The sequence below is a fragment of the Paracandidimonas soli genome (genome assembly GCF_004342005.1).
Lineage (GTDB): Bacteria > Pseudomonadota > Gammaproteobacteria > Burkholderiales > Burkholderiaceae_B > Paracandidimonas > Paracandidimonas soli.
Window position 1 is genome coordinate 213,679 of the sequence record NZ_SMBX01000003.1, and the last position, 15,184, is coordinate 228,862.

The following is a 15,184-nucleotide window of genomic DNA, read 5'->3' on the forward strand; positions in this document are numbered from 1 at the left end:
ACCCATTCGTGGAATAATCCCGCATCATGAACCAGAAACCATTGATCGTCGCCATCGTTCCCGCGGCCGGCATCGGGCAGCGGGCATCCGCGGGCATGCCGAAACAGTATTGCCTGCTGCGCGGCGCGCCCATGCTGCGCTGGTCCGTGCAGACCCTGCTGGCGGATGCGCGCATCGCCCAGGTCCGCGTGGCCGTGGCGGCGGATGACACGCGCGCCGCCGCCGCGCTCGACGGGCTGGAACGCACGGTGTGGCGGCCATGCGGCGGGCCTTCGCGCGCAGCCACCGTGATGGCCGCGCTGCGGGACGCCGTCTTGCCGGAGGATGCCTGGGTGCTGGTACACGATGCCGCCAGGCCCGGCCTGCCGGCGCAATCCCTGGGGGAACTCATCGATACCTGCCTGGCGCGGCGGCATGGCGCCATTCTGGCACAGGCCGTGCCGGATACGGTCAAGCGCGCCGATGGAAACGGGATGATCGCCCGGACCGTGCCGCGCGACGGCCTGTGGCTGGCGCAGACGCCGCAGATGTTTCCCGCCGGCCTGCTGCTGTCCGCGCTCGACAAGGCGCAGGACGACGGGGTGGAGGTCACGGACGAGGCTTCGGCCATGGAGCATGCCGGGCATGCGCCGCTGCTGGTGCAGGGCTCGAAACGCAATTTCAAGGTAACGTGGGCAGAGGATTTCGAATGGATGGAAAAGTGGCTATGACGCCGTTTCGCGTAGGGCAAGGGTTCGACGTACATGCACTGGTCGAGGGCAGGCCGCTGATCATCGGCGGCGTGACGATTCCGCATACGCATGGCCTGCTGGGCCATTCCGATGCGGATGTGCTGCTGCATGCGGTCACGGACGCATTGCTTGGCGGTGCGGGGCTGGGCGATATCGGTCGCCACTTCCCGGATACGGATCCCGCCTACAAAGGGGCGGACAGCCGCGTACTGCTGCGCGATGCCTATGCCAAGGTGAAGGCTTCGGGCTGGCAGGCCGTCAATATCGATGCGACCGTGCACGCGCAGGCGCCCAAGATCGGCCCGCATGCGCCGGCCATGGTAGCCGTGCTGGCCGAGGACCTGGGTATGGCCGCCGCTGAGATCAACATCAAGGCCAAGACCAACGAGCACCTGGGCTATCTGGGCCGCAAGGAAGGCATCGCCGCGACTGTCGTAGTGCTGCTGGCGCGTATTTGAGCGGCTGCGCTGTGCGCGGCTGCCGGAGCTGTGCGCAGCGCGAACGTGATCAGAGCGTATCGCCGCCGACGGGGCGATTGCAGGCGCAGGGCTCTTCGGTCTGCAGGCTGTCCAGAATGCGCAGGGTTTCGTCGGGGCTGCGGCCCACGCGCATGCTGTTGACGGAAATGTGCTGGATGACGTTTTCGGGATCGACGATCAGGGTTGCCCGCATGGCAACGCCGCTATTGCGGTCGCGGATGCCGATCTGGTCAATGAGCAGGCCCGCCGTGTCGGCGAACTGGTAGTGCGTCAGGCGGCTGAGCTCGGGGTCTTCGCGGCGCCATGCCAGCTTTACGTGCTCGTTGTCGGTGGATCCGCCAAGCAGCACGGCGTCGCGCTCTTCGAAGGCTGCTGTCAGCGCGTCGAACCCCGTGATTTCCGTGGGGCAGACGGTGCTGAAATCCTTGGGATAAAAGTAGATGACCTTCCATTTTCCGGGGAAGGAGCTTTCGGTAATATCTTCGAACGCCGATACGCCGTTTTCTTCTCGATGCGTAAAGCCGGGCTTGACGCCGGTGATGCGAAAGGGTTCCAGTCTGTCGCCTACGGTCTTCATGGGGGCTCCTGCGATGGTTGGGGACAGGCGGCTTCGCCGTGGATGGGCGAAACGCTTGTTCCGGCCTGTTGCTATGATTCTACGCGATCGGCCGCGGGCTGCGCTCCCTGATTGTTCTTGCCTCGCTGGCGCGGCAACTGGATGCGCGCGGTAAGGCCGCCTTGCTCGCCGGAGAGCAGGCGCAGACGGCCGCCGACCTGACCCAGCAGGCGTTCCACGATGGCCAGGCCCAGGCCTGTGCCGCTGACGCCCGTGCGCGCCTGTTCTCCGCGAGAGAAGGGGCGCAGCAGGCGCTGGATGTCGTCGTTGGCAATGCCGGGGCCTTCATCGCTGATGTCGATGAGCAACTGATCGCCTTCGTACCTGGCCCAGAGCTGGATGTGAGGCTTGCCGTCGGACGGACTGCGCCCGTAGCGGCGGGAGTTCTCGATCAGGTTGCTGACGACGCGCTTCAGGTCGTGCGCATTGATGCGCGCGTAAAGGTCGGGCTCGATGTGTCCCTGCAGTCCGCCGCCCAGCGCCTCGGTGTGCGAGCGCTCGCGCTCGAACAGCTCCCTCAGGACGATGGATACCGGCACGCCGTGCTTGGGTATGGCGCCGGCGGGGCGCGCGTATTCCATCAATTGTCCGATGCTGTGGTCGATCTGCGCCAGATCGTCGTCGATGGCCTGCCGGGCTTCGTCGGTGACGTTGCTCATTTCGATTTCCAGGCGCATGCGCGCCAGCGGCGTGCGCAGGTCGTGCGACAGCCCGGCAAGCATGATCTCCCGATCGGCCTCCGTCTGGCGCAGGTCGCGCGCCATGCGATTGAAGGCAATGTTCATTTCGCGGATTTCCAGGGGGCCGCGTTCCGGCAGCGGAGATGGCGTTTCTCCACGCGCCAGTTGCTGCGCAACCTTGGCCAACTGCGCGAGGGGCTGGTTGACGAAGCGTACGCTGACGCCCGCGCCGATCAGAGCCAGGAGCAGGGCGGTCGCGCCCCAGCCCAGCCATTCAACGCCGGTGGTCAGGCCCAACTGTTCCCGGTCGAACACCAGCCAGTATGCATCCTCGTTGATATCGAAGCTGACCCAGACGCCGGGGACGCCGTTGACGGTCCACATGATTTGCGTATTCGGTCCGAGGCTTTCCTTGACTTCGTGCGCGACGTGGGACCAATAGCGGTATTCAGGCAGGGGCTCCAGCTCGTCGGTGGCTTCGCGCGGCTGGACTCGCAGGCTTTCCTTGGTGGCGAGATCAAGCAGCAGTGCGGGCCTGACGCTGGCAGGCGCGTACATCAGCGCCGAGCGCGTAATACCCACGGCGGTAGTGACCCGCTGAGCCATCTGTACGGCCCTGGGGCCTTCTTCCATGCTGAGGAATACTTGCAGCCAGGCGCCAAGGCTGACGACCATGAGCGCGGCGATCAGCAAGAACGACCGGCTGAACAGGCCGAAGTGAATGCGCTGCGCCACTTTATGGTTATGTTTTGTCGTCGGTGAGGTAAGCATGGATAAAAACCGCCGGCGTCAGGCCGGCGGGATTGGCGGCAGGCTGCGATCAGCCTCCGTCGGGGACGAAGACATAGCCCAGGCCCCAGACAGTCTGGATGAAGACCGGCTTCGAGGGGTTGGGTTCGATCAGCTTGCGCAGCCTGGAAATCTGTACGTCGAGACTGCGGTCGAAGGCTTCGTATTCACGGCCGCGCGCCAGTTCCATGAGCTTGTCGCGCGACAGGGGGATCTTGGGATGGCGGGCAAAGACCTTCAGCACCGAGAATTCGCCGGTGGTGATGGGTACGGTCTCGTTGTTGCGCATCAGTGTGCGGGTGGAGAGATTCAGCACGTAGGGACCGAACTCGATGGATTCGTTTTCCTGGCTGGGGGCGCCGGGGTGCTCTTCCGTGCCGCGGCGGCGCAGGATGGCATTGACGCGCGCCAGCAATTCGCGAGGATTGAACGGCTTGGAAAGGTAGTCGTCGGCGCCCATTTCCAGGCCCACGATGCGGTCGATTTCTTCCGCTTTGGCCGTCAGCATGATGATGGGGGTGTTGTCGTGCCCGCCGCGCAGGCGGCGACAGATGGACAGGCCGTCCTCGCCGGGCAGCATCAGGTCAAGGACCAGGAGGTCGAAATGCTCGCGTTGCCAGAGCTTGCTCATTTCCTTGCCGTCTTCGGCGACGAAAACGTTGAAGCCTTGTTCGGAGAGGTAGCGGCGCAGCAGATCGCGCAGGCGCGGATCGTCGTCTACGACGAGGATTTTGCGAATGGGGTTTTGATTTTGCGTAGTCATGGCGTTAAATGTAACAGGGTCGGAAGAGGACGTACAGCGCTCGTAGTGAGGTGTTACAAATTAAGTTTTTTGTACGATTCGTTTTTGGAAGGTCTTGAAAACATTAAGGTTTTATGAAAATTCCAAACGCCAGGCCAATACTGTGCATGACGGGGTGCGGGCAGGGAGACTCCGGTTGCAATGTCGCGGATTCTTGCGCATTTTTGGTCCGCTGCGAAGCGATTATTCGTACGGAGGGACACGTTCAATCATAAAATGCCCGCATGGACGTTCATATTGTTGCTTTTGAAACCTCGACCGCGCACTGTGACGTGGCCGTGCTGTCGTGCCTGCAGGGCGAGATCCGGCTGGTTTCCCGGTTCCATGACGGCGCTGCGGAGCATGCGCAGCATGTACTGCCGATGGTCGATGCGCTGTTGCGGCAGGCCGGCATCGACCGCGGCCGGCTTTGCGCCGTGGCATTCGGGCAGGGGCCCGGAGGCTTTACTGGGCTGCGGGTGGCTTGCGGGCTGGCGCAGGGAATGGCGTTCGCCCTGGGCATTCCCGTCATTCCCGTGCCATCGCTGCTGGCCATGGCGGAGCAGGATTTCACCGGGCAGGGCGGAGAGTCCGTCAGGCTGGTCCTCCAGGATGCGCGCATGGAAGAGCTCTATGCGGCTGCTTACGCGAGAGACGGGGCGAGCGGGCGGTGGAGCACCGTGCATGCGCCGTGCCTGCTGGGACGGGAGGACGCCGGCGCATGGGTGGCGCATATACGGCGCGAAGGCGTCGGGTCGGCTTTCCGCCTGCTGGGAGACGGCGTCGACGCATTCCCGGAATTGGCGGCCTTGCCCGGCCTGGATGCCGTTGGCAGCGAGCGGCTGCCCCAGGCGGCCGCGGTGGCGCGGCTCGCGCATGCGGCCTGGCTGCGGGGCGAAACGCTGGATCCGGCGCTTGCGGCGCCGCTGTATGTGCGCGACAAGGTGGCGTATACGACTCGCGAGCGTGAGCAGGGCAAGGGAGGGAATCCCAGGGCCGGAGCTCAGGCGGCATCGGCCGGCGCCATTGCCATTGCCGACATGACGAATGCGCATGTGGCGCAGGCGGCCGAAATAGAGCGCTCGGTCCAGACGCATCCCTGGACGGAAAAGAACTTCCATGATGCGCTTGCGGCGGGATATGGCGCATGGGTCGCCGTGCAGGAAGGCAGGGTGGCCGGGTTTTGCCTGCAGATGCTGGCGCCCGATGTGGCGCATCTGCTGCTGATCGCTGTCGATCGCCGATGCCAGCGGCGCGGCGTGGGCGCACAGTTGCTGGCCCATGCCGAGGCGCATGCCCTGCAACAAGGGCTGGCATCCATCATTCTCGAGGTGCGCCGATCCAATCTGCGGGCGCAGGCCTTCTATCGCGAGCATGGTTTTGCAGAACTGTCCGTACGCAAAGGATATTATCCGGCCCAGGACGGAGCGCGAGAAGATGCGCTGGTGCTGCAGAAGATTCTGCCCTCGGAGGAAATGTCCAGGGTATCGGGCGGAGGTGTGGTTTCGTGAACGGACTGGAAATGCCGGAAGCTCCTGAACTTGGCAGCCTGCAACTGGCATGGCTGGAAGAGTTGGGCCTGGATCGCAGGCTGCTGTCCCGCTATACCGTAAGGACGGAGACGGCTCCTGCGCAGGAGACGCCGAAACAGGCGGGATCGCCGGAAGCCGCGCATATTCCCGGCGTGGCTGCGGGAGATGCCGCGTCGTCTGCCCCGGCAGCCGACTCGGCTTCGACGCGGGACGGCGTGGCGGCTGCGCGGGGCCTGCTGCGTTCGTTGCTGGGCAAGAAAGATGCCGCGCCTTTGCCGTTGCCTGCTGTTCCGGAAGACAGGCCGTCCGCCAAAACAACGGAAGCGGCGCCCGAGCCCGGGACGCTGGATGCATTGCGGCATGCGGTCCTGCACTGTCAGGCATGCGCCCTGCATCAGGACAGGGGCACGGGCGTGTTCGGCGAGGGCAATACGCAGTCGCCCGCATGGCTGGTCATCGGCGAGGCGCCCGGTACCATGGACGACCGTGTCGGCGCGCCGTTCCAGGGGCGTTCGGGCGAGTTGCTGCGTGCCATGCTGAAGGCCGCCGGCGCGGACGCCTCGGCCGATGTCTTCTTCACCAATGTCGTGAAATGCCGCCCGATCGCCAATCGGCCGCCTGTCGCCGAGGAGGTGGCGCAGTGCGGGCTGCATCTGCGCAGCCAGGTTGCGCTGCTGCAGCCCGGGCGCATCCTGGCGCTCGGACGGGTGGCGGCCGCCGCCCTGACGGGACAGGACGCGGACCTGGAGTCGCTGCGCGGCAAGGTCTGGCAATACGAGTGCGTGAGCGGCAGGCGGATTCCGGTAATAGCCACCTACCATCCAGGATGGCTGCTGACGCACCCGTACCACAAGGCCGGCGCCTGGCAGGACTTGCGGCTGGCGCGCGACCTGGGCAAGGACTGACGCTCCATCTTATTCAGGTTGATGCAATTCAGCCAGAGTCATTGCTTTTGCGCCCCGCAAGATAGCGGCTGGGCGAAGAACCAAGCGCGCGGCGAAATGCGACAGTGAACGCACTGGTGCTGCTGTAGCCGAGCTCCATTGCGACGTGTGTCACCGGTTCGCCCTGGCCCAGCCGCGTCAGTGCTGCAAGCAGGCAGGCTTGTTGCCGCCACTCACCGAAGCTCATGCCCGTCTGTTCGCGGAACAGACGGGTGAAATTGCGACGACTCATGCGGACTTGCCGCGCTGCCGTGTCGATATCGCTTTCGAGCGTTGGCGCCTGTAATAGATCCTGGCATAGTCGGGCCAGTCGAGGCTCTTGGGGCAAAGGTGCGTTCAGCGGCAACTCGGGCATTTCAGCGATCTCTTCGATAATCAGCTGCATCAAATGATCGTCATGCCCGCCCAGCGGGTATTCTTTTGGCAAATCCACAGCGGCGGACAATAGCTCGTGCAGCAAAGGCGATACGCCGATGACTGTGCAGTGTTCGGGCAGGCCAGCGGCCCGCGCGGCTTCGGGGCTGATATGGGCGCTGCGGGTTGTAGTCGGGCCGTTCATGCGCACTTCGTGTTCAATTCCGCTGGGAATGAATGACGCGCAGCGCGGTGGAACAACCCAGCTTCCTTCGCTGGATGTGACGGTCAGTACGCCAGTGATCGCATACAGGCATTGACTGCGCTTGTGACTGTGGAGCGGCAACACGAGTCCCGGAGGATAATCGTTGCCGACCGCGAACACGCTGCGCTGCACGTCTTCGTGGGCGTTGACACTGGTATTTCGCATAGGTGCTTAGGGATGGCCTAAATTAACAATAAGTATGCCCGATATTGATTTCAGGCTGAAGGCCATCTCTCTAAAGTACGGCAGAAACCCATTGTCATTGCAGCCGCGCCAATCTGCGCAGCCATGGCCGCAGAACAGCATCGGACTGCGGGATTCCCGGAGACCCGGTTTCCACACCTAATTGATTTGCCTATCCATTCATGACTGATGAAGCCGTACCGATCGTAGTTTCGGGTGCTCCGAAAACTGCACAAGCCGACCAGAACCCGCAGGATTTCCTCTTTCCCATTGTCGGCGGCGCAGCATTTGCGCACCTGCTCAACGACATGATTCAGGCGATGCTGCCTTCCATATATCCGCTGCTCAAGGAAAATTTTGCCTTGAGTTTCGGACAGATCGGCATCATCGCCCTGATCTATCAGATTACCGCTTCGTTGCTGCAGCCATGGATTGGTCTTTACACCGATAAACATCCGAAGCCTTATCTGCTTCCAGCGGGCATGGCGATGACCTTCATAGGCATCGGCCTCCTTGCCACGGCCGGGAGCTATCAGATGCTGCTGATTGCCGCAGCCGTTGTAGGTATCGGTTCCGCGACATTCCACCCGGAGGCATCGCGCATCGCCCGCCTTGGTTCGGGAGGCAGGTTCGGCACTGCGCAATCGACATTCCAGGTAGGCGGAAACACCGGCTCGGCCATCGGCCCATTGCTGGCCGCGGCAGTCATTGTCCCGTTCGGGCAGAAGGGCGCCGCGTGGTTCATGCTGGTAGCAGCCCTGGCCATCTTCGTACTGTACCGCCTGACCATCTGGGTGATGCACAACGGGCAAGCCAAGGCCAAGGGTCTTGCCAAGAACCATGGAGGGGGACTGGATCGCGCAGGCGTGATCCGGGCAGTGGCGGTCATCTGCATTCTGATGTTCGCGAAATTCGTCTACATCGCTTCGTTCACCAACTATTTCACGTTCTACCTGATTCAGCGCTTTTCGCTGAGCGTGCAGCAGAGCCAGATTTTCCTGTTCATATTCCTGGCGGCAGTGGCGGCGGGCACGTTCGCGGGCGGGCCTGTGGGCGATCGCATCGGCCGCAAGGCTGTCATCTGGATTTCCTTTCTTGGCGTGGCGCCCTTTGCGCTTGCGCTGCCTTATGCCGACCTGTTCTGGACCGCTGTGCTGGCCATTACCATTGGCCTGGTGATGTCGTCGGCCTTCGCCGCGCTGGTGGTGTATGCCCAGGAGGCGGTGCCCGGCCGTGTCGGTCTGGTGTCGGGCCTGATGTTCGGGCTCATGTTCGGCATCGGCGGCATCGGCGCCGCTGGCCTGGGGGAGCTTGCCGATATCCACGGAATCGTCTGGGTGTATGGCATGACCTCGTTCCTGCCATTGCTGGGACTGGCGACTGCACTCCTTCCCGGGACATCGAAGAAAAAGCCCTGAAGCCCGAGGCTTGCGCTTGGGCGCGTGGTCAAAGCGCCTGGCCGTGGCCGTGCTGGCCTATGGCTTGCTGCAGGTCTGGATTCTCCTGGTGGTTCAGGCGGTTCCAGCGCATGATGACCAGCATCAGCGACGCCACCATCAGGCCGAAGAATACGATGATGTAGTTGATGGGGATCCGCAGCCAGAGCAGCAGGCTGTAGAGCGCCAGCATCAGCAGAATGTTCAGTTGTTCGTTGAAGTTCTGCACGGCGATGGAGTGCCCCGCGGAAAGCAGCACATGGCCGCGATGCTGCAGCAGGGCATTCATGGGAACCACGAAGAAGCCGGCCAGGCCGCCGATCAGCAGCAGCACGGTGTACACCGCCCACGGCTGCTTGACGAGGGGCATGAGCAGGACCGCCAGGCCCATGATGACGCCGAAGGGCAGTACCGACAAGGCGCGCTTGAGCGGAACGCGGCCGGCGATGGCGGAACCGACGACCGTGCCCACCGCCGAGACGCCCATCAGGATCGATGCCTGGTCTAGGCGATAGCCCAGATGCTGGGCTCCCCATTCGATGACGATGAACTGCAGCGTGGCGCCCGCGCCCCAGAACAGCGTGGTGACGGCGAGGGAGATCTGGCCGAGTTTGTCGGACCAGAGGATACAGACGTAATTGCGGAAGGCGCACAGCAGCTTGATGGGGTTGCGCTGCTGTATCGGATACTGGATGCCGGTGCGGGGGATCAGCAGATTGCAGGCCGCGGCAGCCAGATAGATCAGGCTGACGACGAAGATGGCGGCTTCGGAACGGGTCGTGGCGATATTGCCGATCCAGTCATGGCTGAGCAGCGCGTGCGAGACGTCGGGGTGGATCAGTACGCCGCCCATGACCGTGCCGAAGATGATGGATAGCACGGTCAGGCCTTCGATCCAGCTATTGCCCTTGACCAGTTGCGCCGGCTCCAGCATTTCGGTGACGATGCCGTACTTGGCGGGCGAGTAGGCGGCCGCGCCGATGCCGACGATGGTGTATGCAACGAAGACCAGTCCCAGCTGCCCAGGATTGTCCAGGCCGAGCCAGGCATGGAAGAACATCATGAGGCAACCGGCTATCTTCACTCCGTTGGTGATGAACATGACCCTGCCTTTGGGCAGGGTGTCGGAGAAGGCGCCGACGAAAGCCGCCAGCACGACGTAGGCCAGGGCGAACCACCATTTCATCATGGGGGCCATCCACTCCGGCCCCTGCAGGTCGGCAATCAGGGCGATGGCGGCGATCAGCAGGGCATTGTCCGCGATGGACGATAGCGCCTGGGCCGTCATGACCATGTAAAAGCCTTTTTTCAACGGGAAGCCCTGCGGGAGTGAACGTTGGAAACAAAGAAAAAGGTATGCATCTGTAACTGCTGAAGGGGGCAAGAGTACGTCAGTTTAGCGCGTCAACGCAATAAAAAAATACCCCCACGCTGCAGCCTTCAGTTGGCTCCTCAGCCCGAAGTCTCGGCATGCAGCACCACCTCGCGGCCTGCATGCCGCTCGGATTCGCCAGGCATGCAACAGTCCACAGTGGACTGTTGCATGTCCAGGCTCATCCTGGGGGCGGCCCGGCGGTAAAAAAGACCCCCACGCTGCGCCTTCGGCTTGCTGCCCCCGAGGGGGCGTTTTTACCTAGGGGCGGCCCGGCGGTAAAAAATAGGGTGCGGTATCATACGTGCCGTTTGTCCCGGGAGGGGTTCTATGGGTTTGCCCAGGGTCGAGTTCCTCGCAAAAGGGCTGTGGCAGTATAGTGTCGTTTTCCGTTCGTCAATGTTGATTGGACCATTGTGCGTTTAACACAGATCAAGCTTGCCGGATTCAAATCATTCGTCGATCCGACGGTCATTCCCACGCCCAGCCAACTGGTCGGCGTGGTGGGTCCCAATGGCTGTGGCAAATCCAATATCATCGACGCGGTGCGCTGGGTGCTGGGCGAGACCAAGGCGTCCGAACTGCGCGGCGAATCCATGCAGGACGTCATCTTCAACGGTTCCAGCGATCGCAAGCCTGCCGCCCGGTCTTCGGTTGAACTGGTGTTCGACAACAGCGAAGGCCGCGCCGTCGGGCAGTGGAGCACCTATGCCGAGATCGCCGTCAGGCGGGTGCTGACCCGGGACGGCGCCAGCAGCTATTTCGTCAACAACCAGCAGGTGCGCCGCCGCGATATCCATGACATCTTCCTGGGCACCGGCCTGGGCTCGCGCGGCTACGCCATCATCGGGCAGGGGATGATCAACCGCCTGATCGAAGCCAGGCCGGAAGAGCTGCGCGTCTATCTGGAAGAGGCTGCAGGTGTATCGCGCTATAAAGAGCGCCGCCGCGAAACCGAAAACCGTCTTTCCGACACCCGGGAAAACCTGACGCGCGTAGAAGATATCCTGCGCGAACTGAATACACAGGTGGAAAAGCTCGAGTCCCAGGCCGAGGTCGCGCAGAAATACCGCGGGCTGCAGGAAGAGGGCGAACAGAAGCAGCATGCGCTGTGGCTGGTCAAGGAAGCCGCGGCGCATGACGACCGCCGGCGCCACGCACTGGCCATCGAGCAGGCGCAGACGGACCTGGAAGGCGCCATCTCCAGGTTGCGTTCGCGCGAATCGGATCTGGAGTCCCGCCGCCAGGCCCATTATGCGGCCGCCGATGCCGTGCATGCGGCGCAGGGCAAGCTGTTCGAGGCGGGGGCGCAGGTCAGCCGGCTCGAAGCCGAGATTCGCCACGTGGTCGACTCGCGGGAGCGCCTGCAGGCTAGGCGCAATCAGCTGCAACAGCAGATGCAGGAATGGAGCGATCAGCAGCAGCACTGCATTGCGCAGATCGCGCAGATCGAGGAAGAACAGGAAGTCGCCCGCGGACGCACCGAAGAAGCGCGCGAACAGGTCGAGGCGGCGCGCGCAGCGCTGCCCGATATCGAACAGAAAGTCCGCAGCGCGGCCTCCTCGCGCGAGGAAATGCGGGTCGCGCTGGCGCGCGTCGAGCAGAACCTGGCCCTGGCGGCTCAGGCGCAGCGCGATGCCGACCGCCAGATTCAGCTGCTGGAGCAGCGCCAGGAGCGCCTGGAGCAGGAACTGCGCGACCTGGACGAGCCCGACGCCGCCGAGCTGGAGCGCCTGGCGGGCGAGCGTGAAATGCTGTCGCAGCAGCTGGAAGAAGCGCAGGCGCAGCTGGCCGAAGTCGAGGAGCGCGTGCCGGGGCTGGACGAGCAGCGACTGCAGGCCCAGGCCCAGGCCCAGGAGGCGCAGCAGGCGGTTGCCCGTCTGGATGCCAGGTTGGCCGCGCTGGCGAAGCTGCAGGAAGACGTCCAGAAACAGGGGGCGCTGGAGCCCTGGCTGGCAAAGCACGAACTGAATGCGCTGGGCCGCCTCTGGCAGAAGCTGCATATAGAGACCGGTTGGGAAACCGCGCTGGAGTCCGTGCTGCGCGAGCGCATGACGGCGCTGGAACTGCGCCAGCTGGATCATGCGCGGGCATTCGCAGCGGATGCGCCTCCCGCGCGCCTGGCTTTCTACCAGACGCCGGCGGCTTCGCCGGCGGCGCAGGGTGCTGCGGGCCTGAATCCGCTCAGCGCCCTGTTGCGCCTGAGCGATCCCGACCTGCGCTCGCTGGTCGTGGAGTGGCTGCGCGACGTGTACGTGGCCGACGACATGACGCAGGCGCTGGCCGCGCGCCATGAGCTGCCGCCGGGCGCCGTATTCGTGCTGAAGGACGGACACCAGGTCGATCGCCACAGTGTGCGCTTCTATGCGCCCGATTCGGAACAGGCCGGCATGCTGGCCCGGCAGCAGGAAATGGAAAACCTGCGTCGCGACGTCAAGGCCAGGCAATTGCAGGCCGACCAGGCGACCAGCGCCGTGGCCCAGGCCGAGGCCGCGTGGCGCAATGCCGCCCAGGCCGTGCAGCCCGCCCGCGTTCGCGTGGGCGAGCTGACGCAGCGACTGCACGATATCCAGTTGCAGTATTCGCGCCTGAAGCAATTGGCCGAGCAGACGGGAGAGCGCAGCACTAGGCTGCGCGAGGACTTGGCGGAAATCGGCGTCCAGAAAGAAGAGTTGCTGGCCGCCAGGGAAGAGGCCGAAGGCCGTTTCGAAGAGCTGGACAATGAGCTGGCCGAGCATCAGTCCAGGTTTTCCGACGCCGAGTTTTCCGGGGAAGACCTGGGGCGCCAGGCTGACGAGGCCAGGCAGAAACTGCGCGATCTGGAGCACAAAGCGCAGGAATCCGATTTCTCCGAGCGCACGCTGCAGACGCGCATCACCGAATTGCAGCGCAATGCCAGGCTTGCCGAAGAACAGGTGCGGCGCGCCACCGACGAACTGGAAGGCCTGCAGGGCGAATTGTTCGAACTGGACGCCACGGCTGCGCAGGCCGGCCTGCAGGATGCGCTGGAGGTTCGCGCGGAGTGCGAGGAAAACCTGAACCGCGCGCGGATCGAGCTGGACAACCTGGCCGCTCTGCTGCGCGAGGCGGATGAAGAGCGGGTCACGCTGGAGCGCACGCTGGAACCGTATCGCGCCAAGATCATGGAACTGCAGTTGCAGGAGCAGGCCGCCCGCCTCGCGGTGGAGCAATTCGCCGAGCAGCTCGACGCCCGCCAGGTCGACCGGGACGCGCTACGCGTCTTCCTGGAGGAACAGCCCGAGCAGTGGCGCAAGCCGCAGTGGCTGCAGTCCGAAGTGCAGCGCATCACGCGCCAGGTCGATGCGCTGGGGCCGGTGAACCTGGCCGCGCTGGATGAGCTGAAGGCGGCGCAGGAGCGCAAGGGCTTCCTGGACGAGCAGATGCTGGATCTCAATGGCGCCATCGAAACGCTGGAGGACGCCATCCGCAAAATCGACCGCGAGACGCGCGAACGCCTGCAGGAGACCTTCGATACCGTCAACAATGAATTCGGCATCCTGTTCCCGCAGCTGTTTGGCGGCGGCGAGGCCAAGCTGACCATGACGGGCGACGAAATCCTGGATGCGGGCGTGCAGGTCATGGCTCAGCCGCCGGGCAAGCGCAACAGCACCATCCACCTGTTGTCCGGTGGAGAAAAGGCGTTGACGGCCACGGCGCTGGTGTTCGCGCTGTTCAAGCTGAATCCGGCGCCTTTCTGCCTGCTGGACGAGGTCGATGCGCCGCTGGACGATGCCAATACCGAACGATATGCGAACCTGGTGCGCAGCATGAGCGAGCAGACGCAGTTTCTTTTCATTTCCCACAACAAGATCGCCATGCAGATGGCGAAGCAGCTGATCGGCGTGACCATGCAGGAACAGGGCGTTTCGCGTATCGTGGCGGTGGATATCGAGTCCGCGCTGCAGATGGCGGAAGCCTAGGACCTGGCGCAAACCATAATGAACAAGGCGTGATGCGACGGAACGTGATATGAGCGACTTACAGATCGGACTGATTGCACTGGGAGTCCTGTTGATCCTGGTGGTGGTGGTTTTCAACTGGTGGCAGGATCGCAGGATCCGGGCCAGGATGCGCGAGCATTTCCCGGAAGACGAGAACGATGCGCTGCTGGGTGCGGCCAAGACGTCATCGTCGATGCCGGGAGAGCGCCGCGAACCCGGCTTTGCCAGCATGGCGCAGGGCGAACTGCTGCCTGACGACGAGGAAGAGGTCGATCATCCGCTGGAAGCCGTGCTGGATATCAGTTTCGCGCATCCCGTGCCTGCCGATGCGCTGCAGAAGGCGGTGCACGGCCTGAGTGACGTGGGCGGCAAGCCGGTGCGCATCTTTGCCGAGCGCGATGGCGGCGGGCATCGCTCCCGCCTGCGCGCCGGAGAATCCTATGTGTCGCTGCAGCTGGCCGTGCTGCTGGCCAACCGCGGAGGTCCGCTGACGGCGATCGAGTGGTCGCAGCTGTGGACGGTGGCGCAGGAACTGATCGCAAAGTTCGAAGGCTCGGTCGAGGCGCCGGAGCAGGACGAGGTGATCCAGCGCGCAGCCAGGCTGGATGCGGCTTGCGCCGAGCTGGACGTGCAGGTGGGCCTGGCGCTGCGGCCGGAAGAGCCGCTGCCGCTGTCGCAGATCCAGCAGATCACGCGCGACGTCGGCTTCATGCCATACGGCAGGCACCTGGCATGGATGGCGGAAAGCGGCCAGCCGCGCTTCCTGTTGCTGATGGATGGCGCAGCCGTTGCGGATCTGCAGTCGGATTCGGTCTCCCGCCTGGATTTGCTGCTGGATCTGCCCAACAGCCCTGTCGATACCCAGCCATTCAGCCGTATGGCCGGCGTCGGGCGGGATCTGGCTCGCCGCCTGGGCACCGTGCTACTGGACGACCAGGGCCGCCCGGTGGTGGCGGAAGCCGATGGCAAGATCGACGAGCAATTGGCGGAGATCTACGCCCGCCTCGAATCGACGGGCTTCGTGCCGGGGCAGCCGCGCACCGCGCTGGTGTTCTCCTGA

12 protein-coding genes are annotated in these 15,184 nt (G+C 63.8%); 7 read left to right on the forward strand and 5 right to left on the reverse strand.

The window, feature by feature from the left end:
* Nucleotides 1-26: 26 nt before the first annotated feature.
* Nucleotides 27-710 carry a 2-C-methyl-D-erythritol 4-phosphate cytidylyltransferase gene (ispD, locus tag EV686_RS08030; protein WP_132475354.1) on the forward strand — a complete coding sequence of 228 codons (684 nt, stop codon included), beginning with the start codon at nt 27-29 and terminating at the stop codon, nt 708-710.
* A complete protein-coding gene (gene ispF, locus EV686_RS08035) occupies nt 707-1,189 on the forward strand; it encodes a 2-C-methyl-D-erythritol 2,4-cyclodiphosphate synthase (RefSeq protein WP_132475357.1) in 483 nt (160 codons plus the stop codon). The genes ispD and ispF overlap by 4 nt, the downstream gene beginning before the upstream one ends.
* A 49-nt stretch (nt 1,190-1,238) precedes the next feature.
* On the opposite strand, the gene EV686_RS08040 is transcribed toward ispF, so the two are convergent.
* The 3 genes from EV686_RS08040 to ompR all read right to left on the reverse strand — a co-directional run bounded on the left by EV686_RS08040 (nt 1,239) and on the right by ompR (nt 4,058).
* On the reverse strand, nt 1,239-1,787 hold the full coding sequence (locus tag EV686_RS08040) for a peroxiredoxin (protein WP_132475360.1): 549 nt from the start codon (nt 1,785-1,787) through the stop codon (nt 1,239-1,241).
* Between the two features lie 71 nt (nt 1,788-1,858).
* Nucleotides 1,859-3,277: an ATP-binding protein gene (locus EV686_RS08045; RefSeq protein WP_243650796.1), complete on the reverse strand. Its 1,419-nt coding sequence runs from the start codon at nt 3,275-3,277 to the stop codon at nt 1,859-1,861.
* Nucleotides 3,278-3,326: 49 nt separating this feature from the next.
* Nucleotides 3,327-4,058: an osmolarity response regulator transcription factor OmpR gene (gene ompR, locus EV686_RS08050; RefSeq protein WP_132475363.1), complete on the reverse strand. Its 732-nt coding sequence runs from the start codon at nt 4,056-4,058 to the stop codon at nt 3,327-3,329.
* 263 nt (nt 4,059-4,321) lie between these two features.
* On the opposite strand from ompR, the gene tsaB reads away from it, so the two are divergent.
* Both tsaB and EV686_RS08060 read left to right on the forward strand, forming a co-directional pair.
* A complete protein-coding gene (tsaB, locus tag EV686_RS08055) occupies nt 4,322-5,587 on the forward strand; it encodes a tRNA (adenosine(37)-N6)-threonylcarbamoyltransferase complex dimerization subunit type 1 TsaB (protein ID WP_132475366.1) in 1,266 nt (421 codons plus the stop codon).
* Nucleotides 5,584-6,513 carry a uracil-DNA glycosylase gene (locus EV686_RS08060; RefSeq protein WP_132475369.1) on the forward strand — a complete coding sequence of 310 codons (930 nt, stop codon included), beginning with the start codon at nt 5,584-5,586 and terminating at the stop codon, nt 6,511-6,513. Before tsaB ends, EV686_RS08060 begins: the two co-directional genes overlap by 4 nt.
* Nucleotides 6,514-6,541: 28 nt before the next feature.
* Here EV686_RS08060 and EV686_RS08065 read toward each other — a convergent pair whose 3' ends face one another.
* Nucleotides 6,542-7,336, reverse strand: a complete 795-nt coding sequence (locus tag EV686_RS08065) for an AraC family transcriptional regulator (protein WP_132475372.1) — start codon at nt 7,334-7,336, stop codon at nt 6,542-6,544.
* Nucleotides 7,337-7,536: 200 nt separating this feature from the next.
* Between EV686_RS08065 and EV686_RS08070 the strand changes: the two genes are divergently transcribed.
* Entirely contained in the window at nt 7,537-8,772 is a 1,236-nt protein-coding gene (locus EV686_RS08070; RefSeq protein ID WP_132475375.1) for an MFS transporter, read from the forward strand.
* Nucleotides 8,773-8,800: 28 nt separating this feature from the next.
* On the opposite strand, the gene lplT is transcribed toward EV686_RS08070, so the two are convergent.
* The gene (lplT, locus tag EV686_RS08075; RefSeq protein WP_132475378.1) at nt 8,801-10,102 is read right to left on the reverse strand and encodes a lysophospholipid transporter LplT; all 1,302 of its coding nucleotides are present in this window, start codon (nt 10,100-10,102) and stop codon (nt 8,801-8,803) included.
* Between the two features lie 476 nt (nt 10,103-10,578).
* Between lplT and smc the strand changes: the two genes are divergently transcribed.
* Both smc and EV686_RS08085 read left to right on the forward strand, forming a co-directional pair.
* Nucleotides 10,579-14,103 (forward strand): chromosome segregation protein SMC, encoded by a 3,525-nt coding sequence (smc, locus tag EV686_RS08080; RefSeq protein ID WP_132475381.1) that lies wholly within the window; start codon nt 10,579-10,581, stop codon nt 14,101-14,103.
* 49 nt (nt 14,104-14,152) lie between these two features.
* Nucleotides 14,153-15,184 carry a cell division protein ZipA C-terminal FtsZ-binding domain-containing protein gene (locus EV686_RS08085; RefSeq protein WP_132475384.1) on the forward strand — a complete coding sequence of 344 codons (1,032 nt, stop codon included), beginning with the start codon at nt 14,153-14,155 and terminating at the stop codon, nt 15,182-15,184.

Coding starts and splice junctions, on each gene's coding strand:
- ispD (WP_132475354.1), top strand. CDS start 27: ATGAACCAGAAACCATTGATCGTCGCCATCGTTCCCGCGGCCGGCATC.
- ispF (WP_132475357.1), top strand. CDS start 707: ATGACGCCGTTTCGCGTAGGGCAAGGGTTCGACGTACATGCACTGGTC.
- EV686_RS08040 (WP_132475360.1), bottom strand. CDS start 1,787: ATGAAGACCGTAGGCGACAGACTGGAACCCTTTCGCATCACCGGCGTC.
- EV686_RS08045 (WP_243650796.1), bottom strand. CDS start 3,277: ATGCTTACCTCACCGACGACAAAACATAACCATAAAGTGGCGCAGCGC.
- ompR (WP_132475363.1), bottom strand. CDS start 4,058: ATGACTACGCAAAATCAAAACCCCATTCGCAAAATCCTCGTCGTAGAC.
- tsaB (WP_132475366.1), top strand. CDS start 4,322: ATGGACGTTCATATTGTTGCTTTTGAAACCTCGACCGCGCACTGTGAC.
- EV686_RS08065 (WP_132475372.1), bottom strand. CDS start 7,336: ATGCGAAATACCAGTGTCAACGCCCACGAAGACGTGCAGCGCAGCGTG.
- EV686_RS08070 (WP_132475375.1), top strand. CDS start 7,537: ATGACTGATGAAGCCGTACCGATCGTAGTTTCGGGTGCTCCGAAAACT.
- EV686_RS08085 (WP_132475384.1), top strand. CDS start 14,153: ATGAGCGACTTACAGATCGGACTGATTGCACTGGGAGTCCTGTTGATC.